The sequence below is a fragment of the Streptococcus hepaticus genome (genome assembly GCF_043656315.1).
GTDB classification, from domain to species: Bacteria; Bacillota; Bacilli; order Lactobacillales; family Streptococcaceae; genus Streptococcus; species Streptococcus hepaticus.
The window spans coordinates 18,185-40,322 of record NZ_JBINIY010000008.1; the positions used below are offsets into that span (position 1 = coordinate 18,185).

The 22,138-nt window shown below is 41.6% G+C and carries 18 protein-coding genes, 1 other RNA gene and 2 pseudogenes; 2 read left to right on the top strand and 19 right to left on the bottom strand.

Features of this window, described 5'->3' with window-relative positions; translation table 11 throughout:
* Positions 1–18 precede the first annotated feature (18 nt).
* The 6 genes from srlA to ffs all read right to left on the bottom strand — a co-directional run bounded on the left by srlA (position 19) and on the right by ffs (position 5,452).
* On the bottom strand, positions 19–561 hold the full coding sequence (gene srlA, locus ACHUFA_RS07345) for a PTS glucitol/sorbitol transporter subunit IIC (protein WP_222347438.1): 543 nt from the start codon (positions 559–561) through the stop codon (positions 19–21).
* 32 nt (positions 562–593) lie between these two features.
* On the bottom strand, positions 594–1,073 hold the full coding sequence (locus ACHUFA_RS07350) for a transcriptional regulator GutM (RefSeq protein ID WP_394405308.1): 480 nt from the start codon (positions 1,071–1,073) through the stop codon (positions 594–596).
* Positions 1,074–2,939 carry a BglG family transcription antiterminator gene (locus ACHUFA_RS07355; protein WP_394405309.1) on the bottom strand — a complete coding sequence of 622 codons (1,866 nt, stop codon included), beginning with the start codon at positions 2,937–2,939 and terminating at the stop codon, positions 1,074–1,076.
* Between the two features lie 22 nt (positions 2,940–2,961).
* Entirely contained in the window at positions 2,962–3,762 is an 801-nt protein-coding gene (locus ACHUFA_RS07360) for an SDR family oxidoreductase (RefSeq protein ID WP_394405310.1), read from the bottom strand.
* A gap of 157 nt (positions 3,763–3,919) precedes the next feature.
* Positions 3,920–5,269, bottom strand: coding sequence for a glucose-6-phosphate isomerase (locus tag ACHUFA_RS07365; protein WP_394405311.1), 1,350 nt, complete (start codon positions 5,267–5,269; stop codon positions 3,920–3,922).
* Positions 5,270–5,366: 97 nt separating this feature from the next.
* Positions 5,367–5,452, bottom strand: an RNA gene (gene ffs, locus ACHUFA_RS07370) — signal recognition particle sRNA small type.
* 373 nt (positions 5,453–5,825) lie between these two features.
* Between ffs and ACHUFA_RS07375 the strand changes: the two genes are divergently transcribed.
* Positions 5,826–6,365, top strand: a complete 540-nt coding sequence (locus ACHUFA_RS07375) for an EntV family bacteriocin (protein WP_394405312.1) — start codon at positions 5,826–5,828, stop codon at positions 6,363–6,365.
* A gap of 275 nt (positions 6,366–6,640) precedes the next feature.
* On the opposite strand, the gene ACHUFA_RS07380 is transcribed toward ACHUFA_RS07375, so the two are convergent.
* From ACHUFA_RS07380 to leuS, 8 genes and pseudogenes are all read right to left on the bottom strand, one after another.
* Complete coding sequence (locus tag ACHUFA_RS07380; protein WP_318530347.1) at positions 6,641–6,916, bottom strand: protein rep; 276 nt, start codon at positions 6,914–6,916, stop codon at positions 6,641–6,643.
* On the bottom strand, positions 6,913–7,110 hold the full coding sequence (locus tag ACHUFA_RS07385; protein ID WP_394405379.1) for a protein rep: 198 nt from the start codon (positions 7,108–7,110) through the stop codon (positions 6,913–6,915). Before ACHUFA_RS07385 ends, ACHUFA_RS07380 begins: the two co-directional genes overlap by 4 nt.
* Positions 7,088–7,237: a hypothetical protein gene (locus tag ACHUFA_RS07390; protein WP_318530346.1), complete on the bottom strand. Its 150-nt coding sequence runs from the start codon at positions 7,235–7,237 to the stop codon at positions 7,088–7,090. The genes ACHUFA_RS07385 and ACHUFA_RS07390 overlap by 23 nt, the downstream gene beginning before the upstream one ends.
* 53 nt (positions 7,238–7,290) lie before the next feature.
* Positions 7,291–9,840, bottom strand: a complete 2,550-nt coding sequence (locus tag ACHUFA_RS07395; RefSeq protein ID WP_394405313.1) for a pneumococcal-type histidine triad protein — start codon at positions 9,838–9,840, stop codon at positions 7,291–7,293.
* A gap of 76 nt (positions 9,841–9,916) precedes the next feature.
* Positions 9,917–10,447: a tRNA adenosine(34) deaminase TadA gene (gene tadA, locus ACHUFA_RS07400; protein ID WP_222347468.1), complete on the bottom strand. Its 531-nt coding sequence runs from the start codon at positions 10,445–10,447 to the stop codon at positions 9,917–9,919.
* Between the two features lie 217 nt (positions 10,448–10,664).
* A pseudogene (locus ACHUFA_RS07405) lies at positions 10,665–10,824 on the bottom strand (transposase); the annotation flags it as partial.
* 162 nt (positions 10,825–10,986) lie between these two features.
* The gene (locus ACHUFA_RS07410; protein WP_222347469.1) at positions 10,987–12,201 is read right to left on the bottom strand and encodes a hypothetical protein; all 1,215 of its coding nucleotides are present in this window, start codon (positions 12,199–12,201) and stop codon (positions 10,987–10,989) included.
* A 275-nt stretch (positions 12,202–12,476) separates the two neighbouring features.
* Positions 12,477–14,978 (bottom strand): leucine--tRNA ligase, encoded by a 2,502-nt coding sequence (leuS, locus tag ACHUFA_RS07415; protein WP_394405314.1) that lies wholly within the window; start codon positions 14,976–14,978, stop codon positions 12,477–12,479.
* 368 nt (positions 14,979–15,346) lie between these two features.
* Between leuS and ACHUFA_RS07420 the strand changes: the two genes are divergently transcribed.
* Positions 15,347–16,567 (top strand): MFS transporter, encoded by a 1,221-nt coding sequence (locus ACHUFA_RS07420; RefSeq protein WP_394405315.1) that lies wholly within the window; start codon positions 15,347–15,349, stop codon positions 16,565–16,567.
* Between the two features lie 42 nt (positions 16,568–16,609).
* Here the strand turns inward: ACHUFA_RS07420 and ACHUFA_RS07425 are convergent.
* The 5 genes and pseudogenes from ACHUFA_RS07425 to ACHUFA_RS07445 form a co-directional block, all read right to left on the bottom strand.
* Positions 16,610–17,433: pseudogene (locus tag ACHUFA_RS07425) on the bottom strand (patatin-like phospholipase family protein).
* Between the two features lie 93 nt (positions 17,434–17,526).
* Positions 17,527–18,207 (bottom strand): helix-turn-helix transcriptional regulator, encoded by a 681-nt coding sequence (locus ACHUFA_RS07430; RefSeq protein WP_394405316.1) that lies wholly within the window; start codon positions 18,205–18,207, stop codon positions 17,527–17,529.
* A gap of 286 nt (positions 18,208–18,493) precedes the next feature.
* Entirely contained in the window at positions 18,494–20,389 is a 1,896-nt protein-coding gene (locus tag ACHUFA_RS07435) for a M13-type metalloendopeptidase (RefSeq protein WP_222347473.1), read from the bottom strand.
* Between the two features lie 64 nt (positions 20,390–20,453).
* The gene (locus ACHUFA_RS07440; RefSeq protein ID WP_222347474.1) at positions 20,454–21,281 is read right to left on the bottom strand and encodes a metal ABC transporter permease; all 828 of its coding nucleotides are present in this window, start codon (positions 21,279–21,281) and stop codon (positions 20,454–20,456) included.
* A complete protein-coding gene (locus ACHUFA_RS07445) occupies positions 21,274–22,134 on the bottom strand; it encodes a metal ABC transporter permease (protein WP_394405317.1) in 861 nt (286 codons plus the stop codon). Before ACHUFA_RS07445 ends, ACHUFA_RS07440 begins: the two co-directional genes overlap by 8 nt.
* Positions 22,135–22,138 lie beyond the last annotated feature (4 nt).

Here is a 22,138-nt window from a genome sequence, read left to right on the forward strand (position 1 = left end):
TTTTCTCCTCATTCTATCCTAGTTCAATGTTTTGCTAAGGGTCACACCTTGTTGTTTACATACCCAAGCAGTCGTAAAGTCAGTAATCCAACCTGCAAAGAAGTTCATGATAATACCGACCAACATGTAACGAATCGCTAAATCCATGGTGCTAAGTCCCAAGGCTTCTACACCAGATGCAATACCGAGCCAAACGAAGAGTTCACCTGGATTGATGTGAGGGAAAACCCCGTTTGAAGTATGACAAAATTGCATTTGAGAAGCCACGTAGCTTGGCTTGTAAAATTCTGGCATAAAGCGCCCCATTGAGATAGCCATTGGATTTCCGAGCATAAAAGCAGAGATGAATGGCAAAATCATGTAGCGACTGACTGGATTTTTGGCTGATACTTGGGCCAATTTATTGACCTTGTCTTCTCCCAAAAGAGCAATCAAGGCATTCATGGCCACCAACAGCATGAGAACGACTGGCACAATCCCTGTCATCCAGCTGATGAAGGTTTCGGCACCGGATTGAAAGAGGCTCATAAAGCCTTCCGCAAATTTAATAATGTAATCCATGTTTTACTCCTTTTTTCGAGCACTTGCTCGGTTTATGATTTTTTAAATTGTAATTTTAAACGAGTCGCTAGCAATTTCGCATTGGTTTTGAGGCCCAAGGCCGAAGCGTATTTCGGAACGTCCTCATAGTTGCCCGCTTCACCGCGGAGAAAGACTTCGCGTGCGTCTTCGATGGCAATTTGTAAGAGTTTATTTTCCTTGCGGACCAGCGGATTGTATTTATCAAAATAATGAATATCTTGTCCAACATAAGCTGGCATGTCTTTGAACTTGGCTAGAACGGTTACGCCCTGCATTTTCTTGGCTGCGAGCGCCTTTCCATCCTTGTCCACGGCAAACATGACAATGGTTCCCGAGCGAACTTTTCCAGAACGACGTCCAATGGCTACCCGCCCAAGACGTCTCAATTCACCATAAGTTGTATTAAAATGCTTGAGTTGTTGCATTCCAAAGACAATTTGCAAGGCATAGGCAGCGATACAAAAGGCCCCAAAGACTAACATAACATTCATTTAAAATACTCCTTTACTTCTGCTTAATGCCAACAATTCCGACTCTGTCTGAATGTTTCTTAGCTCAGATTTCAAATTGTCATCTCCCGCGATACGGAAAATATCATCATAGAGTTCCAACAATTCTGTCTCCATCTGGTGCTCCACTTTTTGTGGAATCGCCACCAAGAAAATGAATTCCAAGGCTTGATTTTGTTCCTCGTGCGGCTCTTCCATCACTCCGACCATCAAAATGGTCTGAGATGACTGCTGATTGATGGTGTGAGGAAAGCCGATGCCATTGCCAAAAATGGTCGATTGTTTTTCCTCTCGCTCAAGAATGCGCTCCGCAAATTTCTCGTCCACCAAACCTTGCTCATCGAGCATGCGACACATGGTACCCAGATAGGCCTGGTAGCTGGATTCTTTTGGCAAACGAACAAATTTCAACGTCAGCGTTTCAAGATTTTTTTGGTGGTAGCGATTGACGCGTTGCCACTCGTTTTGCAGCCATTGATCGTCAAACAAATTCGTAATCTGAATCACGGGCGATTTTTTGCCACTGAATTTCAATGGAATTGTCGTGAAAATCGCGAAATAATCGTCGCTATCCAGCGGATCGAATTCTTCCTCTGAATACTGGGTGATAGCAATATCCTGCCCTAAAACCCTTGTCAACTGCCGACAAATCATATTTGCGGTGCCGCGACCAGTGGTACAAACAACTGCAATTTTTCTTTGTACGCTTGGCCCAACTTGCTCATTTCCACGCAGCACCATCTCAAAATAGAGGGCTAGATAACTCAATTCTGCTGGTTCCACTCTGCCGCCAAGATGTTCTTCTAGAACACTCGCAGCTACCTTTGCCATTTCAAATGCCAAAGGATAATTGCTTTGAATTTCCCCGTGAAAGAGATCGTTAGCCTGTACATGGAAAATCAAGCGATTGATGAGAAATTTTAGATGTGACCTCATCTCCGTGTAGAGACGATGCTCGTCAAAGTGAACTCCTAAGCTATCCTTGACCCGTTTAACCATTTTCATATAAAGATTTTCCAACCCAGCTTCATCAATCGGCTGATAGGCTAGGCTGTCAATGTACTGCGTATTGAGAGGAAAACTAATAAAATCCTGCTCAAATTGGCTCAAAGACAAGTGGTAGGTGAATTCCAGGTGGTAAATCAGCTCAGCCATAATCTCCGAATCCGCTAGCTCGTTAGTGTAGAAGGGAATGGTTTCACCCAAGAAACGATGCCGTTTGATGCGTGCCACAGTGATGGAAATCACTTTTGACAACAACTCCTGCGTCTTTTTAGGTAACTTATATGTCTGATATAATTGCTCTAAAATGGCATCACTTTCTTCGGTCAGCACCGCCGAATCAAAATAACGATAGACATAGTGAAGATAGAACAACCGAAGCTGTAATTCTGTCCCCTTCACCCCCAAGCCTCGGTTGGGCTTACCCGAGATGTCAATGTGAAAAGGCTCGGCTAGGGCTTTGACATGTTTTAAGTCCTTATTGATGGTCGTTCGACTCACACCAATTTCCTCAGCCAAATCATCAATTAAGAGCGGATCGGGACTTTGAATGAGTCGCTTGATGAGATAAGACGAACGCTTACTGGACGAATTGAAATCACTTTCCTTGCGCAGACTGCCCGCAAGAATTTCCTCCAAACGATGGTAATCGTAAACTTCTAACGAGAGAAAATTATCTTCCAAGCGAATCTGCAAATCAGCATCCAGTATATCATTTAACTGCTCGATGGACTTTTGTAAAGTAGCAGCGCTAATCTTCAATTCGCTTCGCATCTCTTCAAAACTAACACGATGCCGAGCGACCAATGTTTCTAAGATACGATACCAACGATTGATAATTGCCACTCTTTCACCCCTTTATGCTATTTTATCCGCGCGTTTTCCCACCTGCCACATTGATTGTGATCCCTGTGATGTAGCTAGACCGATCTGAAATGTAATAAGCCACCAAATCTGCTACTTCACTTAATTTACCACTTCGACCAAGCGGCGTTGTGCTGGTGGAAGCATAGCCCGCACGGATTTCGTCTACGTTCTTTCCTCTAGTATAGCCGAGTGCTTCCTCATAAGCAAGCGTCCGAAGACCTGTCGCTTCCATGATACCAGGCGCAATTCCCACTACACGGACATTGTATTTACCAAGTTCTTTTGCCCATGAGCGAGTGTAACTATAGACTGCAGCTTTTGTTGCAGCGTAGGCACTTTGACCTTCCGAACCTTCCAATCCAGCTTCAGATGCCATGTTGATAATGACCCCATTTTTCTTTTCGACCAAGATACGACCGACAGCTTGACTGACCAAGTACAAGCCTTTTTGGTTAATCATGGTGATTTTATCAAAGGTTGCGTCGTCCAGTTCATATTTTCCATGTGGATCTTTTGGATCAATCAAGAGACGAGGAACATTGATGCCAGCATTGTTGACCACTGCATCAATGGTGCCAAAATGCTCTACCGTTGCCGCTACCGCAGCTTCCACTTGTTCACGAGAGGTCACATCCACTTTTTGGAACAACAGATGCTCATGCGTCTCTCCATTATCGGTAATGTCAAAGTTAGCGACATTGACACCCAACTCCAAGAGTTCATCTACAATCGCTTTACCGATTCCAGAAGATGCTCCTGTTACCACAACTGTCTTCCCAGCAATATTTAACCAATCTGCCATTTCATCCTCCTTGATGATCTATGTTTTATTTACTTTCTCATTATAAAACGCTTCCAAAAAATAATTAAGACACACTTTTTTAAAGAATGAAAAAATTTAGTTGACTAATCAGAAATTAAAAAACTCAACCATTTCTAGTTGAGTTTTCATCATCTAATTACAAACGTGCATTCAATTCTGCTGCAAGTTCTTCAAATCCTGGTTTGCCAAGAAGAGCAAACATGTTTTTCTTGTAAGCTTCAACACCTGGCTGGTCAAATGGGTTAACACCGTTGAGGTAACCTGAAAGACCGATAGCCAATTCGAAGAAGTAAATTACATAACCAAGTGTGTACTCGTCTTGTTGTGGAAGTGTCACAAACATATTTGGCACGCCACCGTCTGTGTGAGCAAGGAGAACACCGTCTGTTGCTTTTTTGTTTACAAAGTCAACGTCTTTACCTTGGAGGTAACCAAGACCATCCAAGTCTGCTTCTTCAGTTGGAATTGTGATGTTCTTGCGTGGTTTTTCTACACGAACAACTGTTTCAAACATGTTGCGGTAGCCTTCTTGGATAAATTGTCCAAGTGAGTGCAAGTCTGTTGAGAAGTTGGCTGAAGTTGGGTAGATACCTTTTTGGTCTTTACCTTCTGACTCACCTGCCAATTGTTTCCACCACTCTGAGAAGTATTGGAGAGATGGCTCATAGTTAGCAAGAACTTCTGTCACATACCCTTTTCTGTAAAGGATGTTACGGACAACTGCGTATTGGTAAGATTCATTTTCTGAAATCTTGTTTGATGAATATTGCTTACGAGCGTCGTTAGCACCTTCCATCAATTTTGTAATATCAGCGCCAGAAGCTGCGATTGGCAAGAGACCTACAGCAGTCAATACTGTAAAGCGTCCACCTACGCTATCTGGAACAACAAATGTTTCCCAACCGTTAGCATCTGCTTCAACTTTTACAGCACCTTTTACGCGGTCAGTTGTTGCGTAGATACGTTTATTCGCTTCTTCTTTACCGTATTTTTCAACCAAAAGTTCTTTGAAGACACGGAAAGCAATAGCTGGCTCAGTCGTTGTACCTGATTTAGAAATAACGTTAACTGAGAAGTCTTTGTCTTTTACATATTCTACAAGGTCTGCAAGGTAGTTTGAAGAAATTGAATTTCCTGCATAAAGGATTTGTGGTGCTTTACGCTCTTCAGCAGTCTGTAAGTTCACAAATGATGTGTTCAAGAAGTCGATTGCCGCACGTGCGCCAAGGTATGAACCACCGATACCGATAACAACGAGAACTTCACTATCTGATTGAATTTTTTTAGCAGCTTCTTGGATGCGAGCAAACTCTTCCTTGTCGTAATTTTCAGGAAGGTCCAACCACCCCAACATTTCAGCTCCTTGTCCAGTACCTTCACGCAAAGCTGCATCCGCAGCAGTTACGTGCATTTGTAGGTAGTCCAACTCATGTGGTGCTACAAATTGGTCCAAGACCTTAGAGTAGTCAAATTTAATATGTGCCATAGTAATCCTCCATTTTTGAATCTATTCTATGATACCGCTTTACACGCGATTTTTCAAGTAGTTCGTTAATTTTTACACATTTTCAAGAAATTTTCATAAAGCAAAAGAGCACACACCTGACATCGCTTAGGGCTGCTGGATTCCTCCCCTGACCCGCTTCACGCGCAAATGTTGCTCCATAGAGTATTATACCATAATTTTCAGCTTATGCAAGTTCGGTACTTACTCCGTATTAATAATATACAACTTTATTTAGCAAGTAAGAAGACAACATATACCAATCCAGAAATAACTAATCAAAAACATTGCCGTTGATAACAGCTCGAAGTTTGCATCTTTGAGTGAACTTAACGATATCCAATGACCGTTAAAATAATCTGTTGTTTTTTAATTCAAAACCTATAATACCATTGACTTTCTAAATAAAACACAATAACATGAAAGCGGAAACAATTCGTTTGACATAGAAAGGAGTTAAAATAGGAAATCGCAGTTATCAAACAAATTAAAAGCCACTAATATATCATAGTCGTCAATATTCAGAAAGGGTATAAAAATGAAAACTAAAAAATACTTAGCGTTATTACTAGCAAGTCTTTTAGTAATCTCTACAACAGTCCCATCTTTTATTACAGCCAAAGTAGTAGCTGACGAAAAAACTTCGATCACTTCAGAATATACTATCGAAGAACAAAGACAGATAGATGAAGTTGCTGCTGTTTTAGAAAAAATGTTTGCCGATGGAGTAACAGAAGAAAATTTAAAACAGTATGCTCAAGCAAATTACAGTGAAGAAGAATTAATAATTGCTGACAATGAACTAAACACAAATTTATCTCAAATCCCAGATGAAAATGCAATCATATATAAAATTGATTGGGGTGCATTAGGAAACTGTATGGCAAATAAAATCAAAGATGAATTATTAGCAATGATAAGTGTTGGAACTATAATTAAGTATGCTCAAAAGAAAGCATGGAAAGAACTAGCCAAAATAGTAATTAAATATGTTGCTAAAGCAGGAGTGAAAACAAACGCTGCATTAATTGCCGGTCAATTAGCCATTTGGGGGTTACTATGCGGAATCAACTTCTAAAAGAAATAATATTTTGGAGCTTTCTTTTCTGCATTTTTCAACTTATATACTTCAGTCAAACTAAAAATTTTTTCTCTCTTCCAGTTGCTTTAATCTGGTTAGTTGTTTTTATGATTTCTAAATATTTAGAATCAAAAAATAAAAAATAGACAAAAGCGAAAATTTTAGTTCAAACATTTCCCACAATCATCTTAAAAGAATTAACAAAAATAGCTGAGTTGAATTACTAACTCAGCTATTTTTACTCTTCACTACTTCAAGTAATAATTTTGCTTTTAAGCATTCCAAATGACAACTATTTTCGTACCCTCCGACAAGTTATTGTTGTCATCAGAAGTGTGAATTAAATCTCCATTTTCAGCATCATCAGAAGCTAATTGCTTTTTGATAATTTTAAATATACCACCATAACCAAATTGTCTTTTACGATACAAACCGTTATATAAAACATCAACCACTTGTTTCTTTTCGATATCTGATTTGATAGGTTTCGTTGGATATTTCGCTGTTTCAAGAATAGCTCCTTTTAAGCCTTTGCCTTTTTCTTTCACTTAACGAATATCAACCGGCGGGATATAATCCACTTTAAGCGATTGAGACCACATATCCCCCACTCTTCTTGTGAAATATAGTTTTTTTTTGAATTAAAGTAACTAGATTTAACCATTAGCAAAACATGGATATGAGGAAGATAAGTATTCTCCTTTTCGTTATGCTTTACCTCAACAGAACAAAGATACCCAATGCACCTTAGCTCGCTTCAAAAGTCTATCAAAGGATTTTGTCAAGGACGTTAATGTTAAAAATCGTCCTTTTGGTTCTTTTCTAATTGCTTCATCGACAATTCTTGAAGTTTGGTAAGCGTATTTCATGGAGCGTCTCCAGTTGCACATTGGGTAAAGTTTAACTTAATATTCTTTAAAAACTATTTTTTATCGGTTGAAGTAACTTCCTCCTTTGGAGCATTTTCCGAAATGTCTCCTCCCTTAACTTCTGGGAAGTTTTGGGCAATAGCTTGTGGAATACCTTCGCTATTAGGAACAAGCTCTTCTTGTGGAATATGATTTTTGCTGACATCAATCGTTTGGAGGCTTTGGTTAGTCTCTGACAATTTCAAAGTTTCAATCGTATTGTTTGAAGCATTCAGGTTTTCAAGAGCCTTATAATGATTGATTCCTTCCAAGTTTGTCAGTTGATTGCCAGAAACATTTAGAGTTTCAACAGAAGTCTGCTCACCGTCAATTTCTAAAGTTTCAATATGATTTCTTTCCACAGAGAGAGTCTTCAGCTTCTCTGCTTCTTCCACTCCCTTAAGATTGGTCAACTGGTTCTCAGTCAAATTCAATTCACGCAGGCTTGGATTGTTTTTTAAGAATTCAAGATTAGAAACCTTACTATTGGTTACTGTCAGTTCTTCCAATTTCTCTGCCTTCAAGGTTGACAAGTCAAGTTTTTCATTGTAGGACAGGAACAAACGATTAAGTTTGTCTTTGTTAGAAAGCGCAGAAATATCTGAAAGGTTGTTGTGTTCCAAACTTACAGCTGTCAAATTGGTCAGATGGGAAATCGGTGTCAAGTCAGAAATGCGGTTATAGTCCAAATTCAAGGATTCTAGCTTGCTTAACTGACTTAGAGGGCTGAGGTCTGTCAAATTATTCCCAGCCGCTGCAACAACTTTCAAATGGGTAAAGTCTTTCAAGAAGGACAGGTCTGTAATCTCATTTTGAGAAATATCAATGCCTTCCAACTGCGGCAACTCTTTTAGGAAGGTAAAGTCCTTAATACCTGTCTGCGTCATCCAGATCTGTTTCAAGTTCTTAAACTGCAAAACCGGTCTAACATCATCAATCTTTGTAAAACCAATACCCAAGACTTCAAGATTTGGCATCAAATCCAAGTTCTTGCGTTTCAAAGGATCTGTACGCTGACCAATATTGAGGTATTTAACCGTCAACAACCATTCTTTCATCCGTTCAGGGTCAGTTTCTGTCGAAGGAAATGGTTGATCTGCTGTTGCATGAAGAATATCTTCGATAATTTCGTCATCAAAACCTAATGATTTTAAGGTAGCCATACCAATTTTATCATGGGCATGAGGGTCTTGATGAGGATCGTCAATCGGCTTGCCAATCTCAACCTTATCAATCAAAATCGCATGGGAATGGTCACCGTGGGGGTAGACAAAAACTGGTCCATCTTCGGTGTCTGCCACTTTGATACTGTCCGCTGAAAGGCCCAAAATATGAGCCAAATATTCTTTCTTTGACTGAATTTGCTTGGCAGTTTCATCTTCTTGAGGTTTTTTAGGGCTAACAGGTGGTAAATCTTTCTCTGTCACAGTTCCCAAGACCTGATATTCTTTCCGAGCTACTTCAAGGTAGACTTGAGGAATATGGCTTTCCCATTTACTAGCCACCAAATGACTATAAGGAATCAGGTGGGTGTGACCATGATGGTCTACCAGCAGACCTAAACTTGTCTGACCTTGAACGCCACTACCATTAAATTGAAAACCGTCACTGGTTGGATAATCGACACCTGGGAATCTCTTCTTAACAGATGGTACCGATGGTATCTGACTACCGTTTGACTGATTTTTTTTAGAACTTGGAGCCAAAGGCTGTTCTGTCGCCCCACTATTGGGATAACCTATAGGTCTTGGACTGGTCTTAGGAAGATCTATTCCTGAAAGGTCTTTTTTCCAGATATAGTGGAAATGATCCCCATGTCGAACTGTATAGCCATTTTCATCTTCGGCAATAATATCCTTCGGGTCAAAAACATAGCCATCATCTAGTGTCACACCAGAAGAAATCTTCTCACCAGTTTTTTGTGTGCTGGCGCTAGTACTGCTGCCAGATTGGTTAGGAATTAAGTAAGCCCATTTGCTATTCTTTAAATCCTTATAGAAAATAAAGTGAGAATGTCCGTCATGGTCAATGATAAGTCCGTCATCCGTTTTGCTGATAATTTGCGACTCTTTTTCAAATAAGAATCCATCATCTGTTGGAAAATCAATGCCTGCAACCCCCTTGGTATCCACTCTCTTTTGATTTTTTGTTAATTTTTTAGCGTATTTCAGAGAGATAATATTGGCATCTTTTTCTTTCGGGTAATAATGGTAATGGTCATTAACAGAAATAATGTAACCTCGCTCAACCTTATAAAGAATATCTCCTTTTTTAAAGGTATAGGACTTATCTGGGAGGGTCTCTTTCAGGAACATTGCCCTATAAGGAACTTGTCCTTGAACAAAATAGGAATCCCCTCCTTGGAGTCGCAGATAGCCTTCCTTTTCAATGGCAGTTACGACAACAAGCTCTTCTTCCGAAACCTTATCAGTTTTTGAAACCTGCTTTTCCATTTTATATGACTGGTTAGTGGTTTGTTTTTGTTCGATATGACAAGCCGTCAAAACAAGTTGACAAGACAGCGTAATTCCTACCAAATACATAATATGATTGTTTTTCTTCACAACTTCTCCTTTCGTTAACCGGTTATTGTTTAACTAGTTAAGTTTAAACTTATTAACTATTTTTGTCAATATCATTCTAAAAATTATTTCCACTTATATCACTATTTGCCTCTTGTTGGGCTAAAAGCTTAGCCGCCTTTTTCTTTTTCCGTCCCTGCCGAAAAAAATCTTTCATAAGGCTCGTACATTCTTCGGCAAGAACACCTGTCTCCACCTCTACGCGGTGATTGAGGCGTTCATCTGTCAAGATATGGTAGAGACTTCCTGCTCCACCAAATTTTTGGTTGGTCGCACCATAAATGACCCGAGGAATGCGCGCCAGCCCAATCGCTCCACTGCACATGACACAGGGCTCAATGGTCACAAAAAGCGTACTGTCTAGCAAGCGCCAGTTGCCTTCCGTCACATTGGCTTCATTGATTGCCATGATTTCTGCGTGCATGATTGCTTGATTGAGCTCCTCACGCGCATTGTGCCCACGACCAATGATGACACCATCCTTGACGATGATACAACCAATAGGAATCTCTTCCTTGACCAGCGACTTTTCAGCCTCATTCAAGGCCTCACGCATATAAAACTCTTTTTCTTCTTGTGTAAATTTCATGACAATAGTATATCACAATCAAAACCATCAGTGTGAACTGGTGTTTTGTTCTGCAACTATAAAACCAAAAAACCACCCAATTGGCCTCCTCTCGTACCACTTTCCCAAGCTAGTGCTAAAGCACTGTCCTTTAATTATCTCTTGTTATTAGATTCTCCAGTAAATGAATCTCCCGTCTCAAACAAAGGGAGCTGATCTGCTCCCCTGTCTTCTTGTAATTGATGATGGTCCCTTTTAGCTCATATAGATTGCGAATAATTTTGCCGATACTAGCTTTGTATCTGCCATAGATAATTTGGCCGATATTTGGGAGCGAAAGCAATATGGTGCTTACAATTCCATGTGGTATGTGATAAACGTTGATTATCCTCTTTCACGAGAGAACTCCTTGATGATTTTGATGAGTGCTCGGGAAACCATTTTTATCTTATCTTCTTTGGAGGTGTTTTTTGATACCACGCTGGAAGCTCTATGGAATCACTAGCATAGCTAGGAAGAGACGGAAAACAAAAAGGCCAGCATAAAGCTGGACTATCCTATCATTCCTTTCCCCACGTAACTTCCCAAATATACAATCCTTTGTGCTTTGTTTTAACATAAAGCTTGTCCAAAGTAGAAAATGGCAATTCTCCCGTCTGATTGTTTTCGACTGGAGCCATAACAATCTCACCTTTGTGCACACCAAAAGCATCCGAAGTGGCTGTCATTAAAATTGCAGATTTTACTTTATAACCTGACGGTTTTGGTAAAGAAGCTACCTCTCCGCGCCTAATTGTTACACCTCCGATCGACATACTTCCAACTTCATCCAGCTGTCCTTTAAAAATTTTTTCACCATTTTCAGCAATATATCTAACATGGACATCATACTCAGTTGGATTTTCAGCATATAAATCTTTTTCCCAGACGAGTTCAACAAAGAACTGGTTTGCACCAGTATGGCTTGCCAATGGTTCAAATTGTTCGTAGGTAATTTGTGTCGTATCTGGAATAGAATATGGAAGTTTTCTCACTTTCTCAATTTCCCCATTGCTTGCAGTTTTTGCTGTCCACAATGTCACTGATTTCACTTTGTAGCCTAGTACTTGGTACAAGTAAAATGGGGATTCGCTTGAAACCAACATTGAGCTTTGGTTTTTCTCGTTTGTAAATCCATTAAACGGAGTTGTCCCATCAGTTGTTTTGTATTCAACTGTCACACCAAAAACTTTTTCTGGTTGAGCTGGGTAAACTGATTTCTCAACTTCTGCTGGTTTTACTGGTTTCTCAGCGTCCACCTTTTTATTGCTCAAAGCCATAAATGCAACACCTTCTTGTGCCCAACCACGAGTTGCCAAAACAGCATACTCATTAGCATCTTTGGTATAAAGGTGCTTTTTGAGACCACGGTTATACAAGCGGTAAACAGGCGTTTCCCCAAATGAACGGAAGGCTACACCTTCTTGTGCCCAACCACGAGTTGCCAAAACAGCATACTCATTAGCATCTTTGGTATAAAGGTGTACTTTGAGGCCACGATTATACAAGCGGTAAACAGGCTCACCTTGCTGATCTTCAGTATTCCAAGCGACACCTTCTTGCGACCAACCACGAGTTGCCAAAACAGCGTATTCGTTTGTATCTTTGGTATAAAGATGCACTTTAAGTCCTTTATTATATAGACGATAGAGCGGTGTGTCTGCCTGAGCTGTTACCCCTAGCATACTAGCAAATAGCATCGCACCCAATGCTAATATTAGTTTATTTTTTTTCATATTAAACCCCTTTCGTTTTTATTATAACGAATATTTCCTATAAAACAACCTTTATAATTTAGCAATAACCGGCCGTTCACAATTGTTTTTATGAATCAAATTTGTTTATTATGGTTTTTATAACTTATTTACGAACCTATTTTTATCGAACACTTTATCCAATTCTGTATTTTTCTTATAAAAGAAACATCTTTCTAGGTAAATGTTCATATTTTGATTTTTTTAAAAAATAAGAGAGAGGCAAGCCTCTCTCATGTTATTTTGATATACACTGCTTATTTTACCACAATGTTAACCAATTTATTCGGTACTGCGATAATCTTGACAATATCTTTCCCATTAATTTCAGATTTGATCTTGTCGTTTGCCAGAGCCACAGTTTCTAACTCTTCCGTGCTCAAATCTTTGACTACAGTCAATTTAGCTTTCACCTTACCTTTGATTTGGACAACGATTTCTACTTCGCTTTCTACCAGCTTACTTTCGTCATATGTTGGCCATGCGACATAGCTGATTGATTGGCCCGTATTTGCCAGACCCTGCCAGAGTTCTTCTGCCAGGTGTGGTGCAAATGGGGCGATCAATTGGACAAAGCCTTTGGCGTATTCGACGTAGAGCTTGTCTTCCTTGTTGGCTGCGTTGACAAAAATCATTAGCTGGGCGATAGCTGTGTTGAATTTCAGATCTTCAATATGCTCTGTCACAGTCTTCACAGTTTCATTGTAGACCTTATCAAGCGCTCCGCTATTTTCCGCCACAAGCTCTTTGGTAGTCAAGAGGCGGTAAACGCGATCGAGGAACTTACGTGAGCCTTCGAGGCCTTCTTCAGACCAAGCGATTGAGGCGTCAAGTGGGCCCATGAACATTTCGTAAACACGAAGGGTGTCGGCACCGTACTGCTCAACCACATCGTCAGGGTTGACAACGTTTTTGAGGGATTTAGACATTTTGGCTGGCGCTTGTTCAAGCTCTTCACCAGTTTCGATGTTGAAGAATGAACCGTCGCGTTTTTCAACCTTATCAGTAGCCACGAGGGCTCCTCGGCTATCACGGTAACTTGTTCCCAAAATCATCCCTTGGTTAAAGAGTTTTTGGAATGGCTCCTTAGTAGGCACTACACCGATGTCATAAAGGAACTTATGCCAGAAACGAGCATAAAGCAAATGAAGGACCGCGTGCTCAGCACCACCGATGTAGATATCTACTGACAACCAAGCTTTAAGAAGCTCCTCGTCTGCCAATTTCTCATCATTGTGTGGATCAATATAGCGGAGGTAATACCAGCTTGAACCAGCCCACTGTGGCATAGTGTTGGTCTCACGGCGACCTTTAACACCATCTTCACGCACCACTTCCAACCAGTCTGTCAGGTTGGCAAGCGGTGACTCACCTGTACCTGAAGGGCGGATGTCTTTTGTTACTGGCAATACCAGAGGTAGCTCATTTTCTAGTACTGCTGTAGATGTCCCGTCTTCCCAGTGGATGATTGGAATTGGCTCACCCCAATAACGTTGACGGCTGAAGAGCCAGTCACGGAGACGATAGGAAATTTTCTCCTGACCGAGACCATTTTCTTCCAACCAAGCCACCATTTTAGCAATAGCTTCTTCCTTGTTAAGACCGTCTAGGAAATCAGAGTTGATGTGGGAACCATCTTCTGTGTAAGGCGCTTCTTCTACATTGCCACCTTCCAAAACTGGAATGATGTCTAAGCCAAACTGTTTGGCAAAGTCCCAGTCACGCTCATCGTGGGCAGGAACCGCCATGATAGCACCTGTTCCGTAACTTGCCAACACATAGTCCGCAATCCAGATTGGAATTTCACGACCATTGACTGGGTTAATCGCGTAGGCACCTGTCCAAACACCTGTCTTGTCTTTGGCAAGGTCTGTACGGGCCAAATCTGATTTAAGAGAAGCTTGGCGTTTGTACTCTGCCACAGCTTCTGCCTGCTCAGGCGATGTAATGCTATCAACCAAGTCATGCTCAGGGGCAAGGACAGCGTAGGTCGCACCAAATAGGGTATCTGGACGAGTTGTGAAAACAGTGAAGTCCTTATCTGTGTCCTTGATCTTGAAGGTCACATGAGCACCAGTTGATTTACCAATCCAGTTGCGCTGCATATCCTTGATTGATTCTGGCCAGTCTACTTCTTCCAAATCTTCCAGCAAACGTTCTGCGTAGGCTGTGATTTTCAACATCCATTGGCGCATTGGTTTGCGGACAACTGGGTAGCCACCACGTTCAGATGTTCCGTCAGGAAGGACCTCTTCGTTGGCGATAGCTGTTCCCAATTCCTCTACCCAGTTGACAGGTACTTCAGCTTCATAAGCCAGGCCTTTTTCATAAAGTTTTGTGAAGATCCATTGTGTCCATTTATAGTAGTTTGGATCAGTTGTGTTAACTTCGCGGTCCCAGTCATAAGAAAAGCCAAGGGCGTTAATTTGACGCTTAAAGTTAGCAATGTTTTCTGCTGTAAATTCTGCTGGGTCATTACCAGTGTCCATAGCGTACTGCTCTGCAGGGAGGCCGAAGGCATCCCATCCCATCGGGTGAAGGACGTTGTAGCCTTGGGCACGCTTGTAACGACTGAGAATATCTGTCGCAGTATAACCCTCTGGGTGACCAACGTGAAGGCCTGCACCAGATGGATAAGGGAACATGTCTAGCGCATAAAAGTTTGGCTTTTCTGCATCTGTTCCTGTTTTAAATGTGTGATTGTCAGCCCAGAATTTCTGCCATTTGGGCTCAATTTCTTTGTGATTAAAATTTGCCATTTTATGATTCTCCAAAAAATATCGTTCTTTTTATTATATCATGAATAAGACTAATAAAAAAGCTGAAAATTCAAGCAATAATCAGCTTTAGCGAAATTTTTCTTGACAAGAAGGTCAACTTCCTCTATACTATTTCCAAATGACATACTGCTTTAATCATGTCCCGTGAGGCATATAAGCGCTCAAAAAGGTTTCCTAGGGGAAAACCGCTTATTTTTGTACGTTTATAGGAGCCTGGGACAAAAGTCTCAGGCTCTTTTCTTTACCCGCTTGATTGGCGTATGACATTACTATTTAGGTCACTTTGTGACTTCTGCCCATATTTTAATAAAGCTGGCCTGTGAGCCATCATTAAAAGGAGAAGATGAATGTCATCACTACAACTTGATAAAAACAACTGGCGGGCGCTAGTTGCTGCTATTGTCGCGTCTGGAACAGACGACTTGAATGTTATGTTTCTAGCCTTTTCCATGTCAACCATTATCACCGACCTTAATATTTCAGCGGCCCAAGCTGGCTGGATTGGAACCATTACCAACTTGGGCATGTTAGTCGGCGGGCTCCTCTTTGGACTCTTGGCTGATCGCTACAATAAATTCAAGATTTTCAAACTAACCATTATCATCTTCTCGGTTGCTACAGGATTGATTTTCTTCACTCAAAACCTGCCTTATCTCTACCTCATGCGCTTTATCGCTGGTATCGGAGTTGGTGGCGAATACGGTGTTGCCATTGCCATTATGGCAGGCATTGTCCCTGCGAGCAAAATGGGACGCGTATCATCACTCAACGGTATTGCCGGTCAAGTGGGCTCTATCTCCTCTGCACTTCTTGCAGGCTGGTTAGCTCCTGCCCTCGGCTGGAAGGGGCTCTTCCTCTTTGGGCTCTTGCCAATCCTCCTGGTCATCTGGATGCAGTTAACCATTGATGTTCAAAATATCTTAGACAATGGGCAAACAGCCGCTGAGAAAAAAGCTCCCATCAATATCCATGAACTCTTCAAAACACCTGCCCTGACTGCTCAAACCCTAGCTCTTATGGTCATGACAACTATACAAATCGCAGGCTACTTCGGAATGATGAACTGGCTGCCAACCATTATCCAAACTAGCCTCAACATCTCTGTGAAAAATTCTTCACTATGGATGATTGCGACCATTCTTGGAATGTGTGTCGGCATGCTGGTCTTCGGTCAACTTTTGGATAAATTTGGACCGCGAATCGTCTATGGTGGCTTCTTGCTCGCTTCCGCAGTCTGCGTCTACCTCTTCCAATTTGCCAACTCTATGACAGCTATGCTGATTGGTGGCGCAATCGTCGGTTTCTTCGTCAATGGGATGTTTGCAGGATACGGTGCCATGATTACCCGCCTCTATCCACATCACATTCGCTCCACAGCCAATAATGTCATCCTCAACGTCGGCCGCGCAGTCGGAGGCTTCTCATCTGTTATCATCGGCATGATTCTTGATGCTTCAAGTGTCTCCATGGTCATGATGTTCCTCGCCAGCCTTTACCTCATCAGCTTCCTTGCCTTGATGAGTATCAGCAATCTCAAGCAAGAAAAATACCTGACACAAACAGCTTAAGAAAGTAAATCCCCACCAAGTTTTATTTTGGTGGGATATTTCTTATTTTTCCAAGCAATGTTGCAATTCCGCCATTACCTTACAACCATCCTCCAAGCCTCTGTCATAGATTTCTTGGAATTTTTTTGGATCCTTTTCCAGACGGCCGATTTTCAAGGCTTCTTGCGGACGAATGGCAAAGAGTGCTCCTGCTTTTTCCAGTTCCAACACACGCTCAACAGACTGATTGTAGCGTAAGGAAACCACCTTAACAAAGTTTGGATATTTTCGGTAGAGCAATATTTGTAGGTCCGTCCACTAGAGGCTTTCTTCCGATAGTCCCTGGGCTGGGTTAAAACAACAATTAACTTGTCGAAGCCCAGACTACGGACAAATTCAACAGGAATGCTATCTGACAAGCCACCGTCCAAACACTGTTTCCCCTGCCACTCTACCATTTTTGACACCACTGGTAAGGCTGAACTGGCTCAAAATGGCTCCATTTGCTCAAAAACATTATCAATCTGAAAATACTCTGGCTGACCTGATGACATTTCTGTCGCCACCACGTAAAACTCTCCCCCCGATTCTTCAAAAGCTTTTTCATCAAAGATGTCTAGTTTCATGGGAATTTCATAGTAGGTAAAGTCTTTGTTGACTATATTTCCCGTTTTCAACCACGCACGAAAACCCATGTAATTTGGATAGGAAATATACTTCTTGTTGTAACGAAGTGCTCGCCCACGCTGGCCCGATACATAGTTGACACCCAAAAGGGCTCCTGCCGAAACGCCAATCACACCGTCAACCTTGATTCCCGCATCCAAAACGCCAGCTGTATACAAACCACGCATACCGCCACCTTCTAAGATCAATCCAACTGTCATGACTTTTCCCCTTTTCTTTTAGTGACCATTATAGCAAAAACAAAAGAAAGACTCTGATTTTTGCTACAAGAAAAAGCTAGACTTTCGTCTAACTTAATCTGCATTTTCTTCTTGTTTGACTTGTTGAATGTATTTGTAAATAGAAACTTCTGACATCCGGAAGGCTTCTGCTGTCTTAGAAACGGCATCTTTAAAATCAAAGAACCCTTTCTGATAGAGAGAGCGGACAATCGCAATTTTTTCCGTGCGTGTCATGCGGTGTTTGGTCAAGTCCTTACCTTGTGTTTCACGGATAATAATATCCTCAATCAACTGATCCGCTGTTTCATAGAAATTCTCAATTGCAGAGAAACCACCTTGTTGATGCGGTTCATCGGTAATTTGGAGAGATTCTTTCAAGCTAACTAGGGTGCTTTCAAATAGATTTTTTAGAGCAAGCAATCTTGTCTTGTCAACATTGATACAGATAGCACCAATCAACTGGCCTTGGTCTTTAATAAAATAACTTGATGAATACATTTCTTTCCCGGCAATTGATCTTGTACGGTAATTGACAACGTAATCCTCCTCCAAGTAAACCTTTGATTGCAAGATTTCCAAAATCAAATCGGTAGCTGGGGCGCCAACTTTACGACCTGATAAATTATTTTTTATATATACCAAAGAATGGTCAAGGCCATCAGTAAAATCTTGTAATACAATCTCTGTCTCTCTCCCCATGACTTGAGCTAAGAAGTCAATCAGAGGTGGGTAGGGATTAAGTCTTGCGTCCATTTTTTCCTCATCTTTCTACGTGTTATATATAATATATTAACTACGATCTTTCTTCACTTCATTTTAGCACATTTCTATTAAAACTCAATATTTTTATGCAATAATTTGTATGATAAATATCATTTTTCTACAATTTATACTATTTTGTTTTATATTATTAAATTATATAGACCAAAGCCTTTTTTCCATGTTTTGTTGGAAAAATATTCTCTCATTATCCTAATCTTTAACAGGTACAAAAGAAGAGGAAGGACAAGCTATCCAACCTCTATTATCTATCAATACATTACCAAATAATAACACGGTCTTCTGCTGAGCGCCACATGCCATCGCCTTCTTTCACCTCAAAGGTCTCAATGAAGTCATCAAAGTTTGGCAACTGCACATTAGTACGGAGTTTTCCTGGTGCATGAACGTCAACCGAAATCAAAAGTTGCAAGTATTCCTCACGCGCCTTCATCCGCCAAATGCGAGCAAAGTTCGTAAAGTATTCTTCCGCAGAAAAATCTGCATCCTTCTTAGCCGCTTCAAGGGCTGCTGCCAGACCGCCCAAATCTGCCACGTTTTCAGACACGGTCAACTTACCATTGACCTTTCCACCTGCGTAGTCAATCCCGTCAAACTGGGCAACAACCTTGTCTGTCCGCTCTTGGAAGGCAGCATAATCCTCATCTGTCCACCAGTTATTGAGACTACCGTGTTCGTCAAAGGAAGCACCATTTGTATCAAAAGCGTGGGAAATTTCGTGGGCGATAACCGCACCAATTCCGCCATAGTTAGCTGATGATGACTGCTCAAGTGAGTAGAAAGGCGCCTGCAAAATAGCGGCTGGAAAGACGATTTGGTTCTTCTGTGGTGAGTAGTAGGCGTTGACCATGTGAGCAGGCATCCCCCATTCTGTCATATCAACAGGCTGGTTCCACTTACTCCATGAATGAGCAATCGATACCTTGGCCAAATTTTGCGCATTTTCAACCAGGCTAAGATGTTCATCGATTATTTTCTTAGCATAGGTGTCAGGCAATTTTTCTGGGTAACCGATATGTGGTGTGATGACATTCAGCTTGGTAATAGCCTTGTCACGCGTCTCTGGTTTAAGCCAGTCATTTTTAGTCAAGCGATCCTTGTAAACTTGGATCATGGTAGCCACCTTGGCCTCCACATCTGCCTTAGCTTCTGGGGAGAATTTTTCAGCCGCATACCAGAGCCCCAAGGCTTGATTGTAAGGACCTTGTGCTAAATAATAAGCTGCTTTCTTCTTATCCATAGCTTGCGGCGTTCCTGACAAGGCACGACCATAAGCTCCTGAAAGCACACGGATGTCATCCGTCAAATAGCTATTGAATCCTGTTGCGGCGCTATGAACCAAGAAAGCCTTGAGCAAAGGCCAGTTCTTTTCAGAGTAGAATTCCGCCGCAAAGTCTGTCCAAAAGCGCTCTTCTGGTACGATAACCTTATCTGGTAGCGTCCCTAAAATCTGAGTGAAGATAGCATCCAATGGCAACTCTGGGGCGAGCTTGGTAAAGTCTGCCCAGTCGTATGGGTGGTAGAGTTTGACATACTCTGAAGACTCTTCGCTAGAAAGGACGTATTGGGCAAGTTTGGCATCCAATTCCAAAATCTTGTCCAGCATATCCTTGATTTCTTCTGCTGTAAAGCCAAATTTTGGAAGCAATTCTTCCTCACAAGCACGCCATTTGGCAAGAAGCTCTTTCCCCTTTTCATGACCTTCTTCGTAGTAGGTCGTATCTGGCAAAATGGTATTTGGAGCGTAAGCCCAGAGGACATTGAGTTGGGCATTCATAAAGTCTGGTGCTACACCAAATGGCAGATAATTAGGCTTGCCTTTCATTTCATATTCAGCAATTTTCTCTGCAAATGTAGCAAAGGAGGGCAATTCTTTGTATTCTTCAATCAAAGGAAGGACAGGTGTCACTCCCACTTCTTCACGCTTGTTAAAATCCGCCACTTGCTTATGAAACTTGACAAAGTTTTGCAAAATCGCGTCTTCTGGTAAATCCTTGCCTGCCAACCAGTCATCCGTTTTAGCAATCATCAAGTCTTCAATTTCGTCCGCCAAGTCTGAAAACCCACCCGTGCGTGGTTTGTCATCAGGAATGACAGCTGTTTTTTCCCATTCGCCATTGATGGCATCATAAAAATCATCTTGTAAACGTACCATTTCGTTTCCTCCCTTTTCTTTCCCCTCTATCTTAGCAAAAAGCCACTGGATTTGCATTTCCCAACTAGCTTTTCACTCTATTTTTCAGGAAAATGCTGGCGCAGAAAACCAAGAGACTAACCGTTGCACACGTTCCCGACATAGTCAGGTCCAAGCTCTGTCCAAGCAAAAAACCAAGGCTAGTTGTTGCCAAACCAATCGCCTGCCCTAAGACCAAAAACTGACCAAAATGGCGCGACCACGGGAGAGCGATCATAGCAGGAGCTACCAGAAACACAATAACTGTCATTGAACCCACCGCATCAAAGGCCAAAACGGTCGTTAGAGATACCAAAAGAAGCGTCGTCAAGCGCAATCTTGTCGTCGCCAAGCCTGCCAACTTAGCCTGTCTTTTATCAAAGAGATAGAGTTTGAGAGGCTGATAAAAAAGCAGGAAGAAAGCAAGATTGATGAGTAGGGTGACGCTTGACTTGACCGCCGCTACTGGTAAGGAAAGAACCAGCAAATCCATGCGATGAAGCGGAGCAAAGATGACTTCTCCCATGAGCACCATATCCACATCCAAGTGTACATTTCGCGCAAAAAGGGAAATCAAAATGACCGCAAGAGCAAAAAAGAAGGAAAAAACCAAACCCGTCGCCGCATCATGGTGGACCTTCTGACTATGTAGAAAGTCAATGGACAAGACAGATAGAACACCAAAAACAGTAGCCCCTAACACCAACAGTGGCGAATCCAAGCTATTGCTGATGAAAAATCCCAAGACGATTCCCAAGAGAACCGAGTGAGAAAGAGCATCTGCAAGCATGGATTGATTTTGTAAAACCAGCAGAGAACCAATCAAACCACAGGAAGCCGATACCAAAACTAAAATCAACAAAACCTCAAACACGGACATTCTCCTTTCTTATATAGGTCACATAGAGAAAGCTCGCTAAAGTTGTCATTGTCATACAGATAATAATGCTCGGTCCCGTAGACAAGCCAGAAACAGCAGAGCTGACCCATGTTCCCAAAAATGCCGAAGTCACGGCAGACAGGACAGATAAGAACAAAACCTGACTATAATTTTTCCCCAAGAGAAGACCGAAAACAGCTGGTGCAATCAAGAAAGAACTCATCAAAACAGCTCCCACAACCTTAAGCCCAACCGAAATCAAACAAATCATGAGAAACATGGTTAACTGCTTGAGAACTGTCACCTTAACACCTAAAAGAGAAGCAACATTCGCATCAAATAAATACAGTTTGAAGGCTTGGTAGTAGCGAAAGAAGAGAACCAAGCAAACCAATGCCACCAGACAAATCAAGAAAATATCATCCAGTTGGATAAAGGCTGCTTGACCAAAAAGATAGGTCGCAAGACCTGCCTGAGAAGCATTAGAATACTGGGCATTCCCTTGAATATAATTTTTCAACACCATGCCCAAACCAAAAAAGGAAGCTGAGACAAAGGCAAGAATATTGATTAGACTGTGCTGACTATTCTTGTGTAGCCACTGGACCAGACCATAAGAAACATAACCTGAAAACATGGCCCCCAGCATCAGTAAAAATGGACTCCGTGACTGGAAAAGAATGAACGAAAAAATTACACCTGGATAGGCAGCGTGTCCCAGACTGTCCCCTATCATACTTTGCTTGGTCAAAACACTAATGGTCCCTACCATGCTGGAAGCAAGGGCAAGAAGACAGGTGCCTAAAGCTACTGTCCAAAAAGAGTATTCTGTTAGAAGAGAAAACATGTCA

Excerpts from the sequence above, each read along its gene's own strand:
- srlA (WP_222347438.1), bottom strand. The coding sequence starts at position 561 with ATGGATTACATTATTAAATTTGCGGAAGGCTTTATGAGCCTCTTTCAA.
- ACHUFA_RS07350 (WP_394405308.1), bottom strand. The coding sequence starts at position 1,073 with ATGAATGTTATGTTAGTCTTTGGGGCCTTTTGTATCGCTGCCTATGCC.
- ACHUFA_RS07360 (WP_394405310.1), bottom strand. The coding sequence starts at position 3,762 with ATGGCAGATTGGTTAAATATTGCTGGGAAGACAGTTGTGGTAACAGGA.
- ACHUFA_RS07365 (WP_394405311.1), bottom strand. The coding sequence starts at position 5,269 with ATGGCACATATTAAATTTGACTACTCTAAGGTCTTGGACCAATTTGTA.
- ACHUFA_RS07375 (WP_394405312.1), top strand. The coding sequence starts at position 5,826 with ATGAAAACTAAAAAATACTTAGCGTTATTACTAGCAAGTCTTTTAGTA.
- ACHUFA_RS07390 (WP_318530346.1), bottom strand. The coding sequence starts at position 7,237 with ATGAAATACGCTTACCAAACTTCAAGAATTGTCGATGAAGCAATTAGA.
- tadA (WP_222347468.1), bottom strand. The coding sequence starts at position 10,447 with ATGAAATTTACACAAGAAGAAAAAGAGTTTTATATGCGTGAGGCCTTG.
- ACHUFA_RS07410 (WP_222347469.1), bottom strand. The coding sequence starts at position 12,201 with ATGAAAAAAAATAAACTAATATTAGCATTGGGTGCGATGCTATTTGCT.
- leuS (WP_394405314.1), bottom strand. The coding sequence starts at position 14,978 with ATGGCAAATTTTAATCACAAAGAAATTGAGCCCAAATGGCAGAAATTC.
- ACHUFA_RS07420 (WP_394405315.1), top strand. The coding sequence starts at position 15,347 with ATGTCATCACTACAACTTGATAAAAACAACTGGCGGGCGCTAGTTGCT.
- ACHUFA_RS07430 (WP_394405316.1), bottom strand. The coding sequence starts at position 18,207 with ATGGACGCAAGACTTAATCCCTACCCACCTCTGATTGACTTCTTAGCT.
- ACHUFA_RS07435 (WP_222347473.1), bottom strand. The coding sequence starts at position 20,389 with ATGGTACGTTTACAAGATGATTTTTATGATGCCATCAATGGCGAATGG.
- ACHUFA_RS07445 (WP_394405317.1), bottom strand. The coding sequence starts at position 22,134 with ATGTTTTCTCTTCTAACAGAATACTCTTTTTGGACAGTAGCTTTAGGC.